Source organism: Gordonia terrae, assembly GCF_051789125.1.
GTDB classification, from domain to species: domain Bacteria; phylum Actinomycetota; class Actinomycetes; order Mycobacteriales; family Mycobacteriaceae; genus Gordonia; species Gordonia terrae_A.
Map to the genome: position 1 here is coordinate 1,204,754 of NZ_CP196526.1, position 19,496 is coordinate 1,224,249.

20 protein-coding genes are annotated in these 19,496 nt (G+C 69.0%); 12 read left to right on the forward strand and 8 right to left on the reverse strand.

Annotated elements, in window-relative coordinates; all coding sequences use genetic code 11:
- Window positions 1-58: 58 nt before the first annotated feature.
- From ACSUZC_RS05465 to ACSUZC_RS05475, 3 genes are all read right to left on the reverse strand, one after another.
- A complete protein-coding gene (locus tag ACSUZC_RS05465) occupies window positions 59-385 on the reverse strand; it encodes a hypothetical protein (protein WP_439029179.1) in 327 nt (108 codons plus the stop codon).
- A gap of 145 nt (window positions 386-530) precedes the next feature.
- Window positions 531-1,070, reverse strand: coding sequence for an RNA polymerase sigma factor (locus ACSUZC_RS05470; protein WP_439031871.1), 540 nt, complete (start codon window positions 1,068-1,070; stop codon window positions 531-533).
- A gap of 96 nt (window positions 1,071-1,166) precedes the next feature.
- Entirely contained in the window at window positions 1,167-1,502 is a 336-nt protein-coding gene (locus ACSUZC_RS05475; protein WP_439031872.1) for a hypothetical protein, read from the reverse strand.
- Window positions 1,503-1,722: 220 nt separating this feature from the next.
- Here ACSUZC_RS05475 and ACSUZC_RS05480 point away from each other — a divergent pair, with 220 nt between their 5' ends.
- The 3 genes from ACSUZC_RS05480 to ACSUZC_RS05490 are packed head-to-tail and all read left to right on the forward strand — an operon-like array spanning window position 1,723 to window position 6,862.
- Complete coding sequence (locus ACSUZC_RS05480) at window positions 1,723-3,120, forward strand: dynamin family protein (RefSeq protein ID WP_439031873.1); 1,398 nt, start codon at window positions 1,723-1,725, stop codon at window positions 3,118-3,120.
- Between the two features lie 55 nt (window positions 3,121-3,175).
- Window positions 3,176-5,050, forward strand: a complete 1,875-nt coding sequence (locus ACSUZC_RS05485) for a dynamin family protein (protein WP_439031874.1) — start codon at window positions 3,176-3,178, stop codon at window positions 5,048-5,050.
- 45 nt (window positions 5,051-5,095) lie between these two features.
- Complete coding sequence (locus tag ACSUZC_RS05490) at window positions 5,096-6,862, forward strand: Hsp70 family protein (RefSeq protein WP_439031875.1); 1,767 nt, start codon at window positions 5,096-5,098, stop codon at window positions 6,860-6,862.
- Window positions 6,863-6,917: 55 nt separating this feature from the next.
- Here the strand turns inward: ACSUZC_RS05490 and ACSUZC_RS05495 are convergent, their stop codons facing one another.
- On the reverse strand, window positions 6,918-7,478 hold the full coding sequence (locus tag ACSUZC_RS05495) for an Rv1733c family protein (protein WP_439031876.1): 561 nt from the start codon (window positions 7,476-7,478) through the stop codon (window positions 6,918-6,920).
- A gap of 322 nt (window positions 7,479-7,800) precedes the next feature.
- Between ACSUZC_RS05495 and ACSUZC_RS05500 the strand changes: the two genes are divergently transcribed.
- The 3 genes from ACSUZC_RS05500 (at window position 7,801) to ACSUZC_RS05510 (ending at window position 10,816) form a co-directional block, all read left to right on the forward strand.
- A complete protein-coding gene (locus ACSUZC_RS05500; protein WP_439031877.1) occupies window positions 7,801-8,526 on the forward strand; it encodes a hypothetical protein in 726 nt (241 codons plus the stop codon).
- Window positions 8,527-8,580: 54 nt separating this feature from the next.
- Window positions 8,581-9,714: a DNA polymerase IV gene (locus tag ACSUZC_RS05505; RefSeq protein ID WP_439031878.1), complete on the forward strand. Its 1,134-nt coding sequence runs from the start codon at window positions 8,581-8,583 to the stop codon at window positions 9,712-9,714.
- Between the two features lie 151 nt (window positions 9,715-9,865).
- Window positions 9,866-10,816, forward strand: a complete 951-nt coding sequence (locus ACSUZC_RS05510) for a hypothetical protein (protein ID WP_439031879.1) — start codon at window positions 9,866-9,868, stop codon at window positions 10,814-10,816.
- Window positions 10,817-10,844: 28 nt separating this feature from the next.
- Here the strand turns inward: ACSUZC_RS05510 and ACSUZC_RS05515 are convergent, their stop codons facing one another.
- On the reverse strand, window positions 10,845-12,038 hold the full coding sequence (locus tag ACSUZC_RS05515) for an alkaline phosphatase family protein (RefSeq protein WP_439031880.1): 1,194 nt from the start codon (window positions 12,036-12,038) through the stop codon (window positions 10,845-10,847).
- Complete coding sequence (locus ACSUZC_RS05520) at window positions 12,035-12,871, reverse strand: GNAT family N-acetyltransferase (protein WP_439031881.1); 837 nt, start codon at window positions 12,869-12,871, stop codon at window positions 12,035-12,037. The genes ACSUZC_RS05515 and ACSUZC_RS05520 overlap by 4 nt, the downstream gene beginning before the upstream one ends.
- A 69-nt stretch (window positions 12,872-12,940) precedes the next feature.
- On the opposite strand from ACSUZC_RS05520, the gene ACSUZC_RS05525 reads away from it, so the two are divergent.
- From ACSUZC_RS05525 to ACSUZC_RS05540, 4 genes are all read left to right on the forward strand, one after another.
- The gene (locus ACSUZC_RS05525) at window positions 12,941-13,456 is read left to right on the forward strand and encodes a YtxH domain-containing protein (protein ID WP_439031882.1); all 516 of its coding nucleotides are present in this window, start codon (window positions 12,941-12,943) and stop codon (window positions 13,454-13,456) included.
- Window positions 13,457-13,543: 87 nt separating this feature from the next.
- Entirely contained in the window at window positions 13,544-14,275 is a 732-nt protein-coding gene (locus ACSUZC_RS05530) for a YcnI family copper-binding membrane protein (protein WP_439031883.1), read from the forward strand.
- Window positions 14,268-14,828 (forward strand): copper resistance CopC family protein, encoded by a 561-nt coding sequence (locus ACSUZC_RS05535; protein WP_439031884.1) that lies wholly within the window; start codon window positions 14,268-14,270, stop codon window positions 14,826-14,828. The genes ACSUZC_RS05530 and ACSUZC_RS05535 overlap by 8 nt, the downstream gene beginning before the upstream one ends.
- Window positions 14,829-14,850: 22 nt before the next feature.
- On the forward strand, window positions 14,851-15,786 hold the full coding sequence (locus ACSUZC_RS05540) for a CopD family protein (RefSeq protein ID WP_439031885.1): 936 nt from the start codon (window positions 14,851-14,853) through the stop codon (window positions 15,784-15,786).
- A gap of 3 nt (window positions 15,787-15,789) precedes the next feature.
- On the opposite strand, the gene ACSUZC_RS05545 is transcribed toward ACSUZC_RS05540, so the two are convergent.
- Window positions 15,790-16,713, reverse strand: a complete 924-nt coding sequence (locus tag ACSUZC_RS05545; RefSeq protein WP_439031886.1) for an alpha/beta fold hydrolase — start codon at window positions 16,711-16,713, stop codon at window positions 15,790-15,792.
- A gap of 145 nt (window positions 16,714-16,858) precedes the next feature.
- Between ACSUZC_RS05545 and ACSUZC_RS05550 the strand changes: the two genes are divergently transcribed.
- Window positions 16,859-17,665: an alpha/beta fold hydrolase gene (locus tag ACSUZC_RS05550; RefSeq protein WP_439032999.1), complete on the forward strand. Its 807-nt coding sequence runs from the start codon at window positions 16,859-16,861 to the stop codon at window positions 17,663-17,665.
- 462 nt (window positions 17,666-18,127) lie between these two features.
- Entirely contained in the window at window positions 18,128-18,922 is a 795-nt protein-coding gene (locus ACSUZC_RS05555) for a hypothetical protein (protein WP_439031887.1), read from the forward strand.
- Between the two features lie 131 nt (window positions 18,923-19,053).
- On the opposite strand, the gene ACSUZC_RS05560 is transcribed toward ACSUZC_RS05555, so the two are convergent.
- Window positions 19,054-19,470 carry a hypothetical protein gene (locus tag ACSUZC_RS05560; protein ID WP_439031888.1) on the reverse strand — a complete coding sequence of 139 codons (417 nt, stop codon included), beginning with the start codon at window positions 19,468-19,470 and terminating at the stop codon, window positions 19,054-19,056.
- Window positions 19,471-19,496 lie beyond the last annotated feature (26 nt).

Consider the following 19,496-nt stretch of genomic DNA (forward strand, 5'->3'; position numbering starts at 1 on the left):
GTTTTATAGCCCGAAGCCGCGGTGACCGCGGCTTCGGGCTATGGGTCGGTGGGTGGGGTCAGACGGCGTCGCCGCCGTCGATGCTGCCGAAGTCGCCGACCTCGACGTTGCCCTCGTCGTCGACGGCGGTGTCGAAGGTGCCGTCGGCATCGGTGTCGGCCACGGCGATGTCGGTGTATCCGTCGGCGTCGGTGTCGGCTTCGATGATGTCGATCTCGCCGTCGGCGTTGGTGTCGTAGGCGATGGAGTCGGCCTGGCCGTCGCCGTCGGTGTCGAGGACGGCGTCGGTGGTGCCGTCGCCGTCGACGTCGGTGAGTGCGGCGTCGACGCTGCCGTCGCCATCGGTGTCGACGAGAACGGCGTCGGCGGGGATCTCGGTGCTCATGGTGTGGGTCCTTTCGGGAGAGGGTGCCGGGGGCGGCGTGTGCGGTTCTGGTTACTTGGAGTCGAGCGTGCCGGGGTTTGTTCCCGTGCGTTCCGAAGTCGCGGTGAGGTCATTCACCCGGGCGACGACCACGGCCGGGACGCGACTATCGAAGGTCTGCAAGCAATTCGGACAACATGGACCGCGCGCGTGAGATCCGGCTGCGTACGGTCTGCAGCCCGATGCCCTGGGCCTCGGCGATCTCGGAGTAACTGAGTTCGCCGTACACCCGCAGCACGAAGGTCGCCCGGTACGCGTCGGGTACCTGCGCCAGGGCCTCGGCGATCCGATCGGACACGACGACCTGCGCGGCCACGTCCAGATGACTGACCGGATCGTGATCGGCGATGTCGTCGGTGTCGGATCGCTTGCGGATGCGCGCGAGAGCAGCATTCGAGCCGATGCGGTACAGCCATGTCGACAGCTGCGCGTCACCGCGGAAATTGCCGATGGCCCGCCACGCCGCAACCAATGCGTCCTGCATGGCGTCCTCGGCGTCGTGCTGGTTGCCGCTGATACGTAAGCAGATGGCCCACAGCCGATCACGATGTTGCTCGACGAGCGTGGTGAACGCGGCCTGATCGCCGGCGCGAGCACGCTCGAGCAGATCTGCGCCGGAGGAGGATTCGTCGATCAACGAATGCACCCGCCCATCGTAGGACGGGGGGTCGGCAGCGACAGCCCATCGCCGGATCCGATGCGCCCCGGCTGTCGAAAGTCCTCGTGGCGGTGGGCAAACGGCTCAGAAATCGTCATCGGGCGTCGTCTCCTCGAACGACACCTCGCCGGCGACATCATCGTCGGTCCCGAAGATGTCGGCGTCCTCGATGGCCCCGTCCTCGAGGGAGGAGCCCTCGACGCCCGCGGCCTCGGCGGGCCCCTCGAGATCGCCGCCGACGTCCTCCCCGCCGAATTCCTCGTCGAGCGGGTCCGGTCCGGGGGCGGAGGTGAGATCGGCCGGGAGGTCGTATGACGGGTCGAAGGCCGTCTCGACCGCGGAGTCCCATGCGGCGTCGGGGACCGCCAGGTCACCGGGCGGGTCGTTGTCGCGCAACCAGTCGTCGAAGTCGTCGGTCATGATCGTCCGCCTCTCGTGGCGTCGGGGTGGTTCGCAGTCGGAACAGCGTCATTCAGAACAGGGACACGTGGGTGGTCGACACGGATACTGTCATCCGGTCGACTGCCGTGGCGTCGACGGAGGTGGAGAATTCTCGTCACATACCTAGGAGTGGCGTCGAACCCGGAATGTTCCCGCCGGGTCCGGGAAAGTTGCGGGAGGCGATCGCGTGGAGCAACGCATGACGGTGCGGGGGCGCGTGGAGCAGTTGCTCGCCGAGGTCGTGCCGCTGTCCGCTGATCCCGCGGTCGTCGGCGCGCTGCGCGTCCAGATGGCCGAGCCGCTGACGGTGGCGCTCGTCGGACGTGTCAGCTCCGGAAAGTCGACGCTGCTCAACGCTCTCGTCGGCGACCGCGTCGCCCCCACCGATCGCGCCGAATGCACCCGGGTCGCCGCCCTGTACACCGAGGGCAACCCACAGCGGGTGGAGGTCGTCGGACTCGACGGGACCGTCACCGAACTGCCGGGTCCGATGCGCGGCGACCTCGGACGCCCACCCGAGGACATCGACCACGCGATCGTCCACACCCCGTCGCGCTTGTTGCGTGAGCGCTTCCAGGTCATCGACACCCCGGGCCTGTCGGGATTCACCGACACCGCGGAGGTGGCGACGCGTCGCGTGTTCGGCAGGCCCGGCAAGGAGAGGGACGGCCGACTGCCCCGCCCCGATGTCATCCTGTTCCTCCTCGACGACGCCGCCGGACCCAAGGCCGACGAGGTGGAGTTCCTGACCGGCTCCGGGGCGTCGGCGCAGAACACGATCCTGGTGATCTCGCAGGCCGACCTCATCGCCGCCGACAATCCGATGCTCAAGGCCCAGGAGATCGCTCGCCGGGTGTGGCGCCGGTTCCCGGCGATCGCGGGGGCGGTGGTCGCGGTGTCGGGGTTGATGGCCGAGGCGGGTGTCTGCGGGGTCACCGAACGTGAGACCGCACAGATCTCGCGCCGCGGACAGCTCGAACCGTGGGAGCTGCTGACCATCCTCGACGGTGGGGCGCCCGCGCCGCCGGGCATCGACGTCGACGAGCTCGGCCGGCTCGAGGACCTCGTCGGCGCCTATGCCCTGGACGCCGGGGCCGAGATCGCCCGGCAGGGTGCGCGGGCGTATTGCGAATGGCTGCATCGGGTGTCGGGAATCGACGAGCTGCGGCTCGCCATCGGCCGGCGCTTCCTCGCGGTGGGTGACGTCCTCAAGGCGCGCACCGTGCTCGCCGAACTGCGCGACGCGGCCTACCGGAGTGCGCGACGTGAGCAGTTCCTGGAGGCCATCGAAGAGGCCGAGACCTCGCCGCCACTGCACCGACTCCGTGAGGTCGGCGCGCTCGAGGCCCTCGCCCGCTGGCAACCGGACAGCGACCTGGTCGGCGAACTGAATCTGGTGGTGGCGAGTCGCGATGTGCGCGTGCTGTTGTCGCTGCCACCGAACGCCGCACCCGCCCAGATCGCCGACGCCGCGCGGGCTCGCGCCGCCGACTGCCGCTCCCGACGAGCCTTCGCCGCGACATCGGCGGAACGAGAGGCGCTGCTGGTGCTCGAACAGACCTACCAGTTGGTGCGACGCGGATCGTGGACCACATGAGAATCGGGTGCACCCGCCCGGCGGACCGGCTCGACCCCGGACGAGGAGGGCGGCCATGAGCTCAGATGCCGACGCCGCGAAGGCAACACCGGCTCAGCGGCTGTCGAAGAAGCCGGCCGAAGGCGCGACGCCCACACCCGACGCGGTGTTGCGCACCGCGGTGGAGATGTTGCGCAAACACGGTGAGGACGCCATCGCCGACCGCGCCCTCCGCGTGCGCGAGCGTCCGGCGCCGCAGGGCACGGTCGTGGTGATCGGCGAGGTCAGCCGGGGTAAGAGTTCGTTGGTCAACACGCTCGTCGGGGTGAGCGGGCTGGCGCCGGTCGACACCGAGATCACGACGTCGGTCTACGTGCGGTTCACCCCCGCCACCGATGACCTGCCTGCCGGTACCGCGCTCGTCGAGTTCCCCGGTGCCACGCACCGCATCCCCGCCACCGAACTCGCCGACTGGGTCACCGTCGGCGGCCGGTACGCAGCCGGGGTCCCCGCGGAACGGCTCGCGCCCGACACCCCCGTCGATTCTGTTCTCGTGCCGCCGGTCTCGGCGCGCGTGGGGGTGGCGTCGCCGCTGTTACCGGGTGTCACGGTCGTCGACACCCCGGGTGTCGGGTCACTGGTTCCCGAACACGTCGAAGCCGCGGTGAGCGCGGCCCGCGGTGCGTCGGTGCTGGTGATGGTGTGCGATGCGACAGCCCCCCTGAGCGCACCCGAACTCGACTTCCTGCGCAGCGTCAGTGAGGAGATCGCCTCGGTGGTCCTCGTCGTCACCAAAACCGATCTGGTGATGCGGCAGTGGCGGACGATCGTGGCCGAGAACCGACAACTGATCGGCGCCAACGCACCTCGCTTCGCCCACATCCCGATCATCGGTGTCTCCAACCGCATCGCCGAACAGGCAGCCGCCATCGGTGATCCCGACCGTCGGCAGCGTGCGCTGGCGGCGTCGGGTATCCCCGAACTCGTCGACGCCCTCACCCCTCTTGTGCGCGAAGGGGCGGCCTCGCCGGCACGCAACGCTCTCCAACTGACCTTTGCCGGACTCGACGATGTCCGCGCTCGACTCGTGTTGGAGATGAAGGCCGCAACCGCGACCCCGGCCGAACGCGCCGACATCGAAGCCGAACGAGATCGGTTGCAGCGCCTCAAGGACCGCCGTCGGGAATGGCGGGCGCGTCTCACCCAGGACATCACGGCGGCGTCGTTGCGGACCGACGACCTCATGCGGGACCGCTTCGACTCACTGCTCGGCCAGTGGTCCACGCGGATCGACAAACTGCGCTTCTACGAGCCGCACCGCGCGGGTCAGGAACTCATCGCGCAGATGACCGTCGACCTCGAGGCGGCGGCGAGGGAGGTGAGTGCGTCGTTCGTGGCCGGCATCGAGCGGATCGCCGACGCGCTGTTCGCCGACGCAGCGATCTCGTCCGACCTCGTCGACCGCATCGCGGGCGGCGCCGGCGACCTCAAACTGCGTGAGCAGGAGAAGATCTCGCCGTGGAAGAACATGGTCGACCCGATCCTGCTGTCGATCGTCGCCGCGGGCGGCCCGCTGGCGATCATTCCGGTGGTCAACGTGGTGGCGGTACCGGTCTGGGCAGGTGTCGTCGTGGGGTTCCGCGCCTCGAAGGTGGGCAAGGAGAACCACCGGAAGTGGTTGACCAAGGCGGTCAACGACATGAAGGCCGACGTGCGGTCGCAGCTGCAGTCGATCAAGGCGCAGGCCAGTGGTGACCTGCAGATCGCCTACGACGAGTTGCTGGAGCGTCTGCTGGCCGAATCGACGAAGATCGTCAACGACGCCCTGGCCGAGTCGAAGAAGTCCGCCGCCGAGCGGGAGAAGACGGCCGCCGACCTGCGAAACCAGATCCTCGCGGTCGACAACGTCCGCAAGGCCGTCGCGCGCATTCTCCGGGCGCCCACCGGATGAACACGCGTTCGGTGTGCGACGATCTGCAGCTGAGGAGGTGACCGCGTGACACAGGAGAGCAGACGGCGACTGTGTATCGACTTCGGCACCAGTAACACCGCGGCGGCGTACCGCATCGGTGTCGGTGAGCCGGTCATCGTTCCGCTGGGACCCCGCGGCCCGGCCATGCCGTCGGCCGTGTTCGCCGACGGCACGTCCATCGTCGTCGGTCACGACGCGGTGGTCCGGCGCCTGCAGGCTCCCGATGCCTTCGAGGACACCCCGAAGTCGCGGATCGACGAGGGGGAGATCGAACTGGGCGACCGGTTCTGGGCCGTGGAGGACCTCATCGGCGCCGTCCTCCGCCACGTGCACCAGGTCGCGTTGCGGCACAGCGGGTCAGCAGGCTTCGACTCGATCGTCCTGACCCATCCGGACCGATGGAGCGAACGCCGCAAGAGTGTGCTGCGACGTGCCGCCGAGCGTGCGGGACTCGGTGCCGATCGAATCCGTATCGCCTCCGAATCATTGGCCGCGGCTTGGTATTACGTCTTCCGCGGGCACGACGTCAGCGGTGACGAACGCATGTGCGTGTTCGACTTCGGGGCGGGCACTTGTGACGTGGCGGTGCTCGTCGGTAACGGTGCAGGCGGATTCACGGTGACCGGTTCGGGCGGCGACAACCACCTCGGCGGGCGAGATCTCGATGCCCGGATGATCCGCTGGGTGCACGACGAGGCCGCCGAGATCGACCCCGACCTGCCGCGGCAGCTGCGAGCACCGGCTGCGGCCATCGCCCTGGCGGACCACGTGCGGACGGCCAAGGAAGCACTGTCCGACACCGCTCAGGCCGTCATCGAACTGCCCGGAACGCGGCACACGCTTCTCCTGACGAGGCGTGAATTCGAGTCGATGATCGGGCCGTTCGTCGAACGGGCCGTCGAGCTGACGCGGGACGCCATCGCCCGCGCCGATGCGGCCGGCTCGGGACCGACGGGTCCGGTCACCGTCTATGTGACCGGCGGGACGAGCAGCATCCCACTGCTGCAGTCGGCTCTGTCGGCAGTCGGTCGCGTCGCCCGGATCGGCGATCCGAAGGTGGTAGTCGCGCAGGGCGGTCTCCTGCGATCCACCAACGTCGTGCCGGGTGAGGGCGTCGAGACGTCGGCGCGTCGGGTCGCGTTCCCGGCGCTGCCCGCGGGCGCGGTCGTCGCGGGTGTCGCGGTGCACAGCGGGCAGGTCGTCGGTGCGGGCGAGCCACTGGCCACCGTCGAGTCCGCCGCGGGACGGATCACGATCGACGCACCGGTCGCCGGCACGGTGCACGGACTCGACTTGCGTGCGGGCGTCGTGGTGCAGCCCGGTGTGGTCTTCGCGGCCATCGGTCCCGTCGACCTCCGGCCCGACCAGTGGCCCCGGCTCCACCGCGAGCCGGCGCTCGCCTCACCGGTGCAGCCCCGGTATGCCGCCGCGCCCCCGCCCCCGCCCCCGCCTCCTACTCCGCCCCCGCCACGTACCCCGTCCCCGCAGCACGCCCCGGCCCCGCCGCGCGCCTACCCAGGGCATCCGCCCGCGGCCGCACCTGTCGCGCAACCGGTTTCCGTCGAGAACGCCCCGGAGAAGATCAACGCGTACGGGTTGGCGGGCCTGGTGGTGGGCATCCTCGGCTTCCCGCTGTGTCTCGGCACGATCGTCGGTCTGGTGCTCACGGTCGTGGGAATCACCCGCGCCGGTGGCCGCCGCGACACCCTGACCACGACGGCGCTCGTCATCAACATCCTGGGCGCCGTCGCCTGGGTGGCGTTCGTCATCTGGGCGGTCCTCAGCGGCTGACGGGCTGGGGACCTTCAGTACGCGAGGCCCGAGACCGTGGCCCGGCGGAGTTCGGTCAGTGGTGGCTGCCGACGTCGAGGTCCCGCCACGCGGCATCCCACCGTCGCGAGCGGTGATTGTCGGCGGCGACGCGAACGAGTGCGCTCGCGCCCCACCAGCCGAGCGCGACGAGCATCGCCACGGCGGCCCCGGCGACGATGCCCTCGACCACCGCGTCGGCGTTGGTCACCGGAGGCGGAACCACCGCGCCGGCGTCGTCGATCCAGATGATCCGGACCCGGCCGGGCGAGTCGAGGCGGTCCGCGGGAACCGTCGCGGTGAGTCTGCGACCGTCGGGGCCTTTCCACGCCACCGTGGTGTCGTCGCCCTCCCTCTCGGGTGCTCGGGCCACCGTCGTGCTGACCGAATGCCTGGGACTTTGCTCGGCGGCTGCGGCCCGGTGGGCGGCGTAGGTGTCACCGCCGACGGTCAGGGCCACCATCAATCCGGCGAGTGCGGCCAGCGAGAGTGCCGACAGCACCGCGGTTTCCCATCGATCTCCCGCCCGGACAAGATCATTCGAGGAGGCATGCATGAATCGCCAGCTGTGTAGCTCACGGGCGAGGAACCTCAGCATGTCCGCCTCCTGATCTCCGGTGAGGTGGTCCGCAAGACGTGGTGCCGCCTCCTACATGGTCGGTGCTCACGGGGCATCTAAGACAGGGCCTTTGGTCCTCGCGCATCGCCGGGTGTGGAGTGATGCCGGGTTTCGGCGACGGCCGCGCGGACGAATTTCAGTCGTTCGACTCACAATCGATCGCGGAACGACGTATCCTCACCCTTGCGTCGGGAACCGACACCACGCGGGGGGTGTCGGGGCGCAGGGGGTCAACTGGGGGGGCGGTCACGTCGTCCTTCGTCATCATGTCAAGGTCTTGGTCTATGTGGAGGGGCTGAAGTTGACCAGCGCTCTGTCAGTGCGCGCGTCCAGACGCGGCGCGCGCAAGTTTCTCGAACCGTCGGCGATCATCGAGGCCATCTCGATCGAGGAGTCGATCGTCCTACCCGGATATCAGGCCCTCCTGGCGTCCCCCGGAACCTTCGGAGTACCCGACGGTCTCGTCGGTGATGTCGAGGCCGCGGTGCTGCGCCACCAGGCGGTGATTGCTCGTCTCCGCCTGATGCTCGCCGAAGCCGTTGACGCCGAACGTAGTTCGCCGCACGATGAAGCGCTCGCGGCGCTGGGGCTCACCGCCCCGGTCCGCGCCGACAACCCGGCCGACACCGGTCCGGCCCGGTCCGTGCGGGCGCTCGACGCCGCCGTGACCGATGCGGATGCGGCCGACCGCCCTCTGATCGCGGTGGCGTTCCTGCTCGTGGCCACCCACGCGTTGACCGATCCGACGAACTGTGGAACTGCTTCTCCGGCACTGAATCTGATGCCCCCACCGCTACACCGTGACCGTGCGCTGATGGAGAAGGTGCTGAGCCATGCGGTTTCGGTGTTCGACGCGCCGACCCGCGCCATGTTCGCCGGACGCATCGCGACTGCGACTGCTGCGTTCGTCGACCCCGGCGACGCTGGATCCCAACAGCTCTACGTCTTGCGATTCAATCCGCACTCGCTGCGGACTTCGTGCCGTACGGCGGGGTTGGGTGAGGTCGACGTCCTCGGCTCCCGCTGAGGGTGCCCGCGCACACGTGTCGGGAAGTGCCGGTCGGGGATTACCCTGGGCGACGTGACCACGTCGGTTCCACAACGCTATCGGTGGCTCCTGCATGTCGACCTCGACCAGTTCCAGGTGGCGGTCGAGCGGCTGCGCAGTCCCGAGCTCGTCGGGGTCCCGGTCATCGTCGGCGGCAACGGCGATCCCACCGAGGCGCGCAAGGTGGTCACCTGCGCGTCGTATGAGGCGCGCGACGTCGGTGTGCGGGCCGGGATGCCGCTGCGTGCGGCGCACCGCAAGATGCCCGACGCCGTCTACCTGCCGTTGGACATGGGCGCCTATGACGCGGCATCGGCCGATGTGATGGACGTCCTGCGCGCCACCGGCCACCCCGTCGAGGTGTGGGGCTGGGACGAGGCGTACCTGGGCGTCAGTGCGCGAGGCGCCGAGGACGACCCCTACGACGATGCGGCGATCATCGCACTCGCCGAGCAGATCCGCGGTGACATCCTCGCCCGCTGCGGCCTCACCAGCTGCGTCGGTATCAGCGACAACAAGCAGCGCGCCAAGATGGCCACCGGTTTCGCCAAGCGTCCACCGGGTGCCGCTCCCGACGACGTCGTCGACGCGCCGCGCGTGTTCTTGCTCGACGACCGCAACTGGCTGGAGCTCATGGGCGCCCGGCCCACCCGCGACCTGTGGAGTGTCGGCCCGAAGACGTCGAGCAAGCTCGCCGATGCCGGCATCGCGACCGTCACCGACCTCATCGCCACACCACGCGACGATCTGATCGCGACTTTCGGTCCCCATCAAGGCAACTGGCTGTACGTGCTCTGTCGTGGTGGCGGCGACTCCGCCATCACTGCCGAACCCTGGCTGGCGCGGTCGCACTCCAAGTCCCGAACATTCGCTACCGACCTCAGCGACCCTGTCGAGATGCGTTCCGCCGCAGCAGGACTGCTCCGCGAGCTCCTCGATCAGGTGATCGCGGAGGAACGCCTGCCGTTCCGTGTCGCGGTGACGGTGCGCACCACGAGCTTCTACACCCGCACGAAATCCCGGAAGCTGCCCGCACCCACGCTCGAGTACGACGCGCTCGAGCCGGTCGTCGCCGACCTGCTCGGCCGGTTCGAGATCGAACGCCCGGTGCGCCTCCTCGGTGTCCGCCTCGACCTCGTGACCGACGAGGATGCCCCCTCCGGCTGAGGTTCGCGGAGCCGGTTGAACATTGCGGCAGTTTGGTCCGTCATGCGACGAAAACTGCCGCAACGTCCGGTCTTCGGCGGTCAGGTGTGGGTCGCAGTGTTGAATGAGCCCTGTGTGGCAAACCCCTTCACGGTTGTGGTTCAGGATTCAGGTGGCCGCCGGCCTGTTCGTGGGGTTGTCGGCGGGCCTGGGGTGGCGATACACCGTGCCCCGTGCCAAGGCGATCGCGGACTCGCCCCCGTTTCCGTATCCGGAAGGTGGGGTCTATTTCATCCGGGTGAACTACTGGGAGTACGTCGATGGGCCGGGCTGGTGGCCCGTCGTGATCCTCGTGGCGATCGGGGGTCTGGTGGGCGCCGCGGGAGGGTGTGCGGGTGGAGTGATGTCGGGGGCGGCGCAGCCACCGGATCGACGACTCACCGTTGCCGTGGCCGGTGCCGTGGGTGCCCTGGTCGGCGTATGGGGAGTTGTGATGGCCCAGTGGCAGCAGCCGCGGATCTGGGTGTCCAACGGTGATGGGATCACACCGGATGGCTACAACGAAGGAGTTGGGTTGTCGGGCTTGGAAGGGGCGCCGCCGTATTGGGATCTGGGACCGACGGCTGTGACCTTCCCGCTCATCGGTGCGGCCGCGGGTGCGCTGCTCGGCGCGACGACACTCCTCGCGGTACGGACACACCATGTGTGGGGTGCTGTGGACGACGACGCCACGGCGGAACGCGGGAGTCGGGTGTCGATCGACACTGCGGGATGGCTCTTCGCCATCCTGTCGTCACTGGTGGCTTTCGGACTGAAGGCCCACAGTGTGGGGATGACGCGCGGCGGCGGCGACTTCTGTGATCCGGTCTACACCAGCGTGGCGGAACGAGACGCCGACTTCGCCCACGCGCAGAACTTTCTCATCCTCGGCTGCCTCATCATGATCGCCATCGGTGCGCTGATCGCCGCGATCATCACGTGGAAGCGAAATACGCTGGGACCTCATCGACGGCTGCGGCTGACCCTCGCGAATGTCGTCATCGCGGTTGCGATCGTCGTGTTCGCCGTCTTGATTGCGACGTCCGCCGTGTCCGCCGACTGCGGGGACCTACTGGTCCGGTGAGTCGGCCACGCCCCACCGGCCCGCTCACCTAACCCGACGCCACGAGGAGTGGCACGAGCTGTTCGTCGGCGGTCCAGGCGCCGTGGTGGCCGAGCATCATCGACTCCATCGTCTCCCGTTTGCTCCGGGTGAGCGTCGTGGTGCCGCGTGCCACCGCGACGACGTCTCCGATGCGGCGGGCGACGGCGTCGGTCACCACCGGACCGAACCACCCCTCGTCGATGGTCTGCTCCCGCGCGACGACATGGGCGCCATCACCCAGGTAGTCCGACCATGCGGCCAGCACATCGCTCTCCGAACCCGGGGTGGCATAGACGTGGCGTACCCGCGCCTCGCCCGCGACGGCGTCGACACCCTCGAGAAGTACAGGGGCGGTGTCGATGTCGATGGCCCGATCGGCGGTGATCATGCCGTGATCGCCGGTGACGAGCAGCGTGGTCCCCGGCGGCAACTCCGACGCGAGGTCGGCGACCATCTTCTCGACGATGCGCAACTTCTCCAGCCACGGTTCGGAACCCGGCCCGTAGATGTGGCCGGCCATGTCCAGTTCGCTGTAGTACGCGTAGACGAACCGCCGGTGCCGGCTCCGACGACGCAGCGTCGTGGTGACCGCCTCCCGGATGCCGTCCGGGGTGACCGCGGGCAGGTACTGTCCCGACGCGCGGAACGCGGCCATCGTCAGGCCGCTACCACGGAATTCTCCCGGCATCACATAGGTCACCCGGACGCCCGCGGCAGCAAGGGTTTCCAGGCTCCCGCGCTCGGTGCGCACCAGCGCCGGGGGATAGGTCATCAGCGCCGATGGTCCCTGCGCGTCGTCGAGGCTCCAGCGCAGCGAGTTCAGCACGCGCCGCGAACCGCGGGTGCGGCACTCGTCGTCGGGCCGAAAGCTGTAACCGATGATCCCGTGCACGCCACACGACGCCCCCACGGTGAGGGACAGGATGCTGGTCGCGGTGGTCGCGGGGAACCCGGCGCGCAGCGTCGTCGAGGTCAGCTCACGCAGGGTCGGTGCGTGCTCGGCGTACTGGTCGAGCAGCGTCGCACCCAGACCGTCGATCAGCAGGACGACGACGGAATCCCCAGGTGGAACGGCCAGTTCCGTCGGCGGAGCGGTGATCCCCAGCGCGCCCGACGCCGCGGGCAGGATGTCGGCGAGAGTGTACGGATGGCGGTACCAGTCCGACGGATTCAGCTCCGCCGGTGTCGACGTCGACGTCACCGCGCCCCCGACCCCGACGGACCGAACACGTAGTGTCCCGAACGGAGAAAACGCACCGACCGACGGGCTTCGCCGTCGACGAGTAACGGCGACAATGCATCTCGAACCGCAATCCGCCAACGTGCGGCGTCGAGCGGGGCATTCACCCGCATCGCCTCGACATCCCGCGGCACCTCGACAACGGCACCGGCCTCCGGGGTGATGCGCTCGTGGTGGGCCACCGGGCGTGACGGGTCGCCGGCGTCGATGACCCGCACCGCACCTCGCGCCAACTCCTCGTCGACCGACCCGTGCGTCTCGGCGGAATCGTTCTCCGACAGGAGGTTCCACGCCATCAGGACCCGGTCCGAGTCGGCACCGCCGCCGAGTTCGTCGCCCAGGTCGCCGTAGAAGTCCTCGTGATAGTGCAACGGAGTAGCCCCCAGCTTGGCCATGTTGAAATAGGCGTTACGTGCGACGAGCGGATCGAAGGTCCAGGTGATCGTCGACAACCCACGCTCCAGCGCCCACCGCCGCTGATGCATCTTCATCGCGAAGCCCACCTGATGGCCGCGGCCACGGCGGGTCACTCCGGTGATGTGGCTGTGCAGCGCCTCGCCGATCGGGGCGGCCAGGAATGCCACGCTTCCGCCCGCCAGGTCGTCGCCGATGAATGCACCCGCGACGTAGTTGCCGGTGTGGGTGAGGGCCCGCAGCATGTCGGTCCCGACCGGACGGCTCGTCGGGTCCGGCCGCCAGACGTCGTCGAAGACCCGCATGAGGTCCTCCAGCTCGTCAGGCGAGGACAGCTCGCGAATCTCCACACCGCTCACTGAGGGACCAGAGCTCGACATGCCCCGATTCTGTCACCGCACCCCGACTCGGTGGCCGGGTTGGTCGACTCCACTCCTAGGATGAGGGCCATGTCCCGCACCGACCGCACGTCCGACGCGTTCACGCGTGTCGCCGCGGTCGGTGTGGTCCCGACGGTCGCGGTCGCCGCGCACGGTGCGGCCGGTGGTGCGGCCCCGAGCTCGTCGGGGCTGCTCCTCAGTGCGGCGATCGGTGTCGTCGCGGCGATGCTCCTGGTGTCGCGCCGACGCCGGCTGGTGCCCGCCGCGGCGTCGACCGCGGCCGTGCTGACCGCCGCCCAGATCGCCTGCCACTGGTCTGTCGCCTTCGACGCCGGGCACGCGACGCACGCGACACCGGCACTGCCGATGCTGCTCACGCACCTGGTCGCCATCCCGCTCAGCGCCGTACTGATCGTCATCGGCGCGCATCTGCTGGCGTCGATGGGTTCGGTCATCCGCTCCCTGGCGCTGCCGATTCTGCCGGTCGCGCCGGCGGCCGCGCCGATCTTCTGGGTACAACCGTGTGTTCTGTCCGGTCCCGAACTCGGCGGAACCGGCGTTCGCGGACCACCGCGCCGGGTCTGACGCCGCAACCCCGGATCACATGAGGTGATGTGGGGTCTCTGCGTGCGTACCTCGGCATCGGTATCCGACACCATCGAAAGAACACTCATGAAGATCAGCACGTCGCGGGCCGCGATCGCCCGCCGCATCGTCCTGCCCGCAACTGCCGCAGCCGTCGTCGGGCTCGCCTCACTCACCGGCGCGGGCGTCGCCTCGGCGCACGTCACGGCCAACGCCCCGACCCTCACGCAGGGCGGTTACGGGGTCGTCAACCTCGTCGTCCCCAACGAGTCCGACGCCGCCCCCACCACGTCACTGCGCGTGACGCTGCCCGGCCTGAAATCGGCGCGACCGGAGGTGATGCCCGGGTGGAAGTCCATCGTCACCAAGAAGGACGACATGGTCACCGAGATCACCTGGACCGCCGAACCCGGTTCGCCCGGCGTCCCGGTCGGCCAGTTCGCCCAGTTCCGCTTCTCGGGCGGACCGTTCCCGGAGCAGGAGACCGTCGAGCTGCCCGCTCTGCAGACCTACGCCGACGGTGAGATCGCCGACTGGAACCAGCCCACCCCGGCCGACGGTTCCGAGCCCGAGCGTCCGGCACCGACCCTGACGCTGGCACCGTCCGAGGGCGGCGGTCACCACGGTGGTGCCCACGCCGCCGAGACCGCGTCGGCGGATGCGAGCGGTTCCGACTCAGCCGCGTCGGCCTCGTCGGAGGACTCGGCCGCTCGCTGGCTGGGCGGGATCGGACTCGTGGTCGGAGCGCTCGGCACCGTCTTCGGGCTGGCCGCGCTGACCGCACTTCGACGCAACGGTCGAGGCGGCGGCAATGCCTGACCGCATGCGTCGCCGGCCGCAGCTCGGACGACGCGTCGTCGTCGTGCTCGCCGCGCTCGCGTGCCTCGGACTGGTCGGGTCCTGGGCAGCTCCCGCGGCGTCGGCGCATTCACGCCTCGTGTCCTCCGATCCGGCCGACGGCGCGGCACTGCAGAGCGGCCCGGCGTCGGTGACGCTGACGTTCAACGAGCCGATCCAGTCGTCGTATGCGGTGCTCAACGTCGTCGGCCCCGACGACCACTACTGGCAGTCCGGCGAGCCGACAGTCGACGGTCCCGACCTGCGGGTCGGGGTGCGTGAGCTGGGTCCGGCAGGCAAGTATGTCGTCAACTACCGGGTGACCTCCGCCGACGGGCATGTCATCAGCGGGCAGCGGAGCTTCGAGCTCACGGTGGCCGGCAACGGCGAGCCCGGGCCGGCGATCGAGGCCTCCGACGCGGCCTCCGACGAGGGAGTACCGGTGTGGTACTTCATCGTCGGTGCCGCGGTGGTCCTCATTGTCGGGCTCGGTGTCGTGTTCTGGATGAGCCGGCGACCCACGGCGAAGAACTGACGACGAGGGCAGAAGTGAGTCGATGAGCACGGAGCCGAGACAGGTCAGGGCCGTGGCCGGTGTGCCGGTCCTGTCCGGCGTCACGATCCTCTTCGGAGGGCTGGCGGCAAGCTGGCTGCTCGCCCGCCCGGACGGTCCGGACCTGTTCGCGGTGCCCACGACACTGGCGCTCGGGGTGTCGGTGATCCTGCTCGGACTGGGTGCGCTGCCCACCGTCGACGCCGTGCCGTCCACCCGGGTGATCGGCGTGCTCGCCGCCACCTGGGTGCTGGCGGCGCTGGTCAGCGGCTGGGCGCGCACCGCCGACCGGTCCGGCACCGATGTCCTGGAGGTCACGGCGGGTGATTTCGGCGACGTCCTGTTCTCGGGCGCACCCGAGATGGTGGTTCTCGTCGCGGCGATCTTGATCCTCGGCTGGGCGGTCCTCGACCTGCTCACCGACCTCGCGATCCCCGTGCTGGTGGTCGGCGCCCTCGCGGCGATCGGGGTCCTCGCGACCGCGATCAGCGGGCATGCCGGCAACGACTCCTGGGGTCCGTTCCTCATCGGCGCCCACGCACTCGCCGCGGCATGGTGGTGCGGACTGCTTGCCGCGATGGCGATCTCGGTCCGCGGAAGGTCCGGGTGGGCACGCAGCCTGCCGGTCTTCTCCAGCCGCGCCCCGTGGGCCGTCGGGGTGCTCACCGTGACCGGCGTGATCGCCGGACTCGCCGAGGTCGACGGGCCCGCCGGGCTGGTCACCAGCGGTTACGGTCGGATACTGCTGGCCAAGGTGGCGGTGCTCGCGATCCTCGTGGGCATCGCCGCCTGGCACCGGCGTCGTTGGCTGCCCGCGGCCCGTCGCCACCAGACGACCGAGGTGGGCTCGATCCGGGCGGCGGCCGTCGAACTGACCCTCATGGCGGTGGCGCTGGGACTCGCGGCCGGGCTGTCGGCCACGGCGCCCACCGGTGCGTGAGGGCTACTCGCCCAAGGCCGGTCGCGACTGATCCCACAGCGCGAGCAGCTCGTCAATGATGTCGGTGGCCATGTGCAGGGTGCTGAGGTGGCTCTCGCCTGGCATCTCCAACAGCTTGGCGTCGGGGAGCAACGACACCATGTGTTCGCCGTGTGCGTACGGGATGATGTGGTCGTCGTCGCCGTGCCACCAGCGCACCGGCACCTTGACGTCGGGTACGCGGAAGCCCCAGTCGCGGGCGAACACGACGACGTCGGCGAACGGCGCCTCCATCCGACGACTCCCGCCGTGCAGCAGGTCGTCGAGGAACATGGCGCGGAACTCGGGGCGCGCCAGCAGCTCCCGGTCTGCTTGCGGGGAGAAGCGTCCGTAGATGGTGATGGCCGGTTCGGCGATGGGCCGCGCGAACCCGATCGCCACGCTGAGAACCTGGCCGATGGGAGCGCCCGCGACGTTGACCAGTGGTGCCAGGAGGGTGCCGAGTCGCATCGCGCCGCCGCCGATGCGGTCGGGCCCGACCGTCGGCGCGACACCACCGAGAATCCCCGCCGCGACCACCCGCTCCGGGAACGCATGTGCGACGCCCAGCGCGTAGGGCCCACCGCCCGACAGTCCGATGATCGCGAAGTCGTCGATGCCGAGTGCCTCGAGTACCTCGGCGAAATCGGGCGCGAAGTCGGCGACGTTGTCATAGCGGTGCGGCGTCGACGATCCCACACCGGGACGGTCCAGTCCGATGAGCCGAACCCGCTTGTCCAGAGCGTGGGCGCGCGCCTCCACGGGGATCTGTCGACGCGCCCCCGGCGTGCCGTGGAGCCAGACGATGGCTCGTCCGGTGGCCGATCCGTACTCGGCGAACCCGATTCGTCGATCGCCGTCGGCCACGGCGATCGACCCCTCGATTTTCGGACGGGCGATGTCGATCATGTGACCAGCATCTCACGTCCCCAATTCTCGGTCCCCGAACTCCCGTACCGTTGTCAGAGTGATCGCCGAGTTCTTGCGGGGCACCGTGCGCGCCGCCCGCCACGTCTTCGCGCCCTACCCGGCCCGGGACGTCCCGGAGGGACGGATGGTCGACCTCCCCGGGCGCGGACGCGCATTCGTCACCGATTCGGGTCCACGCGACGCACCTGCGGTCTTCCTGCTGCACTCGGTCCTCACGACGGGCCTCCTGTGCTGGTATCCGACGATCCCGGCTCTCAACGATCGCTACCGGGTGATCACACTCGACGCCCGGTGGCACGGGCGCGGCATCGAGTCCGAGCAGTTCGACCTGCGAGATTGCGCGGACGACGTGGTGGCGCTGGCCGACGTGCTGGGGATCGAACGGTTCATCGTCGCCGGCTTCTCGATGGGCGGCGGGATCGCGCAGTTGGTCTGGCGCCGCCACCCGGAGCGTGTGTCGGGGCTCGTGCTCTGCTCCACCGGGCCGTACTTCAGCACCCGCGATCCACGGCACCGCGCGTCGTCGGAGCGGATGGGACGCATCCTGCGATCGATCTACCGCGTCCTGCCGCGGGTGTCGGACGCGAGCCTGGACAAGACGTCGCACACCACCGTGTGGGCGCTGCGGCAGTTCCTGTCGACGCCGTTGTCGCATCTGGGCGACTTCGGGAACGGTCTCGGCGAGTTCGATTCCCGCGACTGGCTCGGCGAGGTCGACGTCCCGACTTCGGTGGTGGTGTCCGTGCGCGACCGGGTCGTGGAACCCGAACGCCAGCAGCTGCTGGTCGACGGCATCCCCGGCGCACGTCGATTCGAGGTTGACGGGGGACACGCATGCTGTGTGCTCAACGCCCGGTTCTTCATCCCGCCGTTCCTCGAGGCGGTCGACGCGGTGGCCCAGACATCTGCGGTGTCGACGAACACAGGGTGACCACAGCCGCTGGGCGATTCGGTTGGGTCGGTTGCCGGACGACAACCACGACTGTGACTCACCAAGTGCCAGTGCGTGTTTGGACAAGTGACCCAGTGTGCCTCGCGGCGCGGGGGCGCGAAATCTGAGACATGTGCGGTGACGTCAGCCACGTACGTGGGCTTTCCCCGGGTTCGGCCGATATCTGGCTCGTTCTGCTGAACAGGCTGTGCCGCAACGTTTCTCAGGACGATGGGTCATTCCGGGCCTGGTACTCGTGGTGGCGTCATCGGCCGAATCCGGACAGTTGACAACTAGTCTTTGTGTTGTCAAAAGACGATCGAAGGATAGGCTCATTGCATACCTCGACTCGCACGTCAGGGGGCCTTCGGGAATGACAGCGGGTCGAGGGAAGCGTCGCGGCTCCATGGCCGGGCGCTGTCCTGGGGAGGGCTCGTGCCTGTTCATCATCCTGACGCGCCGGTGGCATCGCCGCCCGCGGTCAACCTTGACGATGCCGCCGTCGGCATCGCCGCGTCGGCGGCACACCGTCGGTGGCCGCGGATCGTCTTGTCCGTTTTCACCGCGGTGGCGATGGTCATCCTGACACTCATGCTGCAAGTGCAGAACCCGGTGAATTCCGTTGTACCGCTGGCAGTTGCTGACAACTGGTTGACACAGATGCGCACGCTGGGCATCGGCATCTCCGAACCCCGTGTGTTCGACTGGGGGCCTCGGGCGATGGGCCCGGATGGTGACGTGCGTCGCTATCGGATCACCCCGCCGTGGTCGGCGGCCACGAAGAACCCGGTGACGGCCGCGTACCTCGACGTGTACTCCACCCGCGATCGAGGGCGCTTCACCGACTACCGTCGCGGACTCTGGTACGAGACGGTGCCACCCGCAGTCATCGCAGACTTCCCGACAGCGGCCGGCGATCTGCACACACAGATCGGAACCATCGTCAACACCGAAGCCGTACACACGTCCGACGACGCGCTGTGGACCGGGCGGTTCTGGGGATGGCGAACCTCCGCCACGAACGGTGATCGGTACCTGGCGTTTTATCTGGTTGCCGCTCGCGATCAGACCCGCCCGCAGGACGTCCCCGAACCTCGCCCGCCGACGCATAGGCCCACCGTCGTCGAGCCCGCCGGGTGGCTGATCTCGGGAGGAGTCGAGGACGTTGGACCGGTTGTGGGTGACGCGGCTGTCGACAGCGCGCTGAGCGAGCTCGCGTGGTCGATGGTCGATGCCGGAGAACGGTCGCCACGATGAGTCCGATCGGGTCGGCCACGTAGTACATGCTGACTGCCCGCCCCGAGTGCGCTGCTTGCTCGACGCCTTCAGCGTCCGGCGCGACTCCGCAAGTTCGGACCTACCGGATCAGTGGCTCGGGCTGACGATTCTCACGGATCGACGTAGAAGGTGGCCGCGACCGGCGTGCTTATGTAGACGTTGGGCTGCGGATAGTACTCACCTGTGACGAGTAGCTGGCCCGCCCCGGTCCGGATGGTGGTGCGACGGTGCGGGTAGTCGTAGGGGATCGATCCGGCAGCGCCGGTTGTGAGATTGCGCCAGTGCCAGCGGAATCCATAACCGATCGGGTAGGGGTAGATCTGTCCACGCCCATAGAACACCCGCGGGTGCGCGACTGCGGCGCCGCCGACGCCCCAGACCACTCCGGGCACCTGGACGGTGATCGAGTGATCGAGCCTCGGGTGCGGTGGTGGGGGAGAGGCGGAGGCTGTGGCCGACGTCGACCACACTGCCAGTACCGCCAGTACCGAGATCAACAGCCGGAACGCAACGCCTCGAGTACGCATGGAGTGCACGCTAATGCATCGGAGAA

Excerpts from the sequence above, each read along its gene's own strand:
- ACSUZC_RS05545 (WP_439031886.1), bottom strand. The coding sequence starts at position 16,713 with ATGATCGACATCGCCCGTCCGAAAATCGAGGGGTCGATCGCCGTGGCC.
- ACSUZC_RS05495 (WP_439031876.1), bottom strand. The coding sequence starts at position 7,478 with ATGCTGAGGTTCCTCGCCCGTGAGCTACACAGCTGGCGATTCATGCAT.
- ACSUZC_RS05485 (WP_439031874.1), top strand. The coding sequence starts at position 3,176 with ATGAGCTCAGATGCCGACGCCGCGAAGGCAACACCGGCTCAGCGGCTG.
- ACSUZC_RS05560 (WP_439031888.1), bottom strand. The coding sequence starts at position 19,470 with ATGCGTACTCGAGGCGTTGCGTTCCGGCTGTTGATCTCGGTACTGGCG.
- ACSUZC_RS05480 (WP_439031873.1), top strand. The coding sequence starts at position 1,723 with ATGACGGTGCGGGGGCGCGTGGAGCAGTTGCTCGCCGAGGTCGTGCCG.
- ACSUZC_RS05530 (WP_439031883.1), top strand. The coding sequence starts at position 13,544 with ATGAAGATCAGCACGTCGCGGGCCGCGATCGCCCGCCGCATCGTCCTG.
- ACSUZC_RS05475 (WP_439031872.1), bottom strand. The coding sequence starts at position 1,502 with ATGACCGACGACTTCGACGACTGGTTGCGCGACAACGACCCGCCCGGT.
- ACSUZC_RS05550 (WP_439032999.1), top strand. The coding sequence starts at position 16,859 with ATGGTCGACCTCCCCGGGCGCGGACGCGCATTCGTCACCGATTCGGGT.
- ACSUZC_RS05535 (WP_439031884.1), top strand. The coding sequence starts at position 14,268 with ATGCCTGACCGCATGCGTCGCCGGCCGCAGCTCGGACGACGCGTCGTC.
- ACSUZC_RS05520 (WP_439031881.1), bottom strand. The coding sequence starts at position 12,871 with ATGTCGAGCTCTGGTCCCTCAGTGAGCGGTGTGGAGATTCGCGAGCTG.
- ACSUZC_RS05465 (WP_439029179.1), bottom strand. The coding sequence starts at position 385 with ATGAGCACCGAGATCCCCGCCGACGCCGTTCTCGTCGACACCGATGGC.
- ACSUZC_RS05540 (WP_439031885.1), top strand. The coding sequence starts at position 14,851 with ATGAGCACGGAGCCGAGACAGGTCAGGGCCGTGGCCGGTGTGCCGGTC.
- ACSUZC_RS05525 (WP_439031882.1), top strand. The coding sequence starts at position 12,941 with ATGTCCCGCACCGACCGCACGTCCGACGCGTTCACGCGTGTCGCCGCG.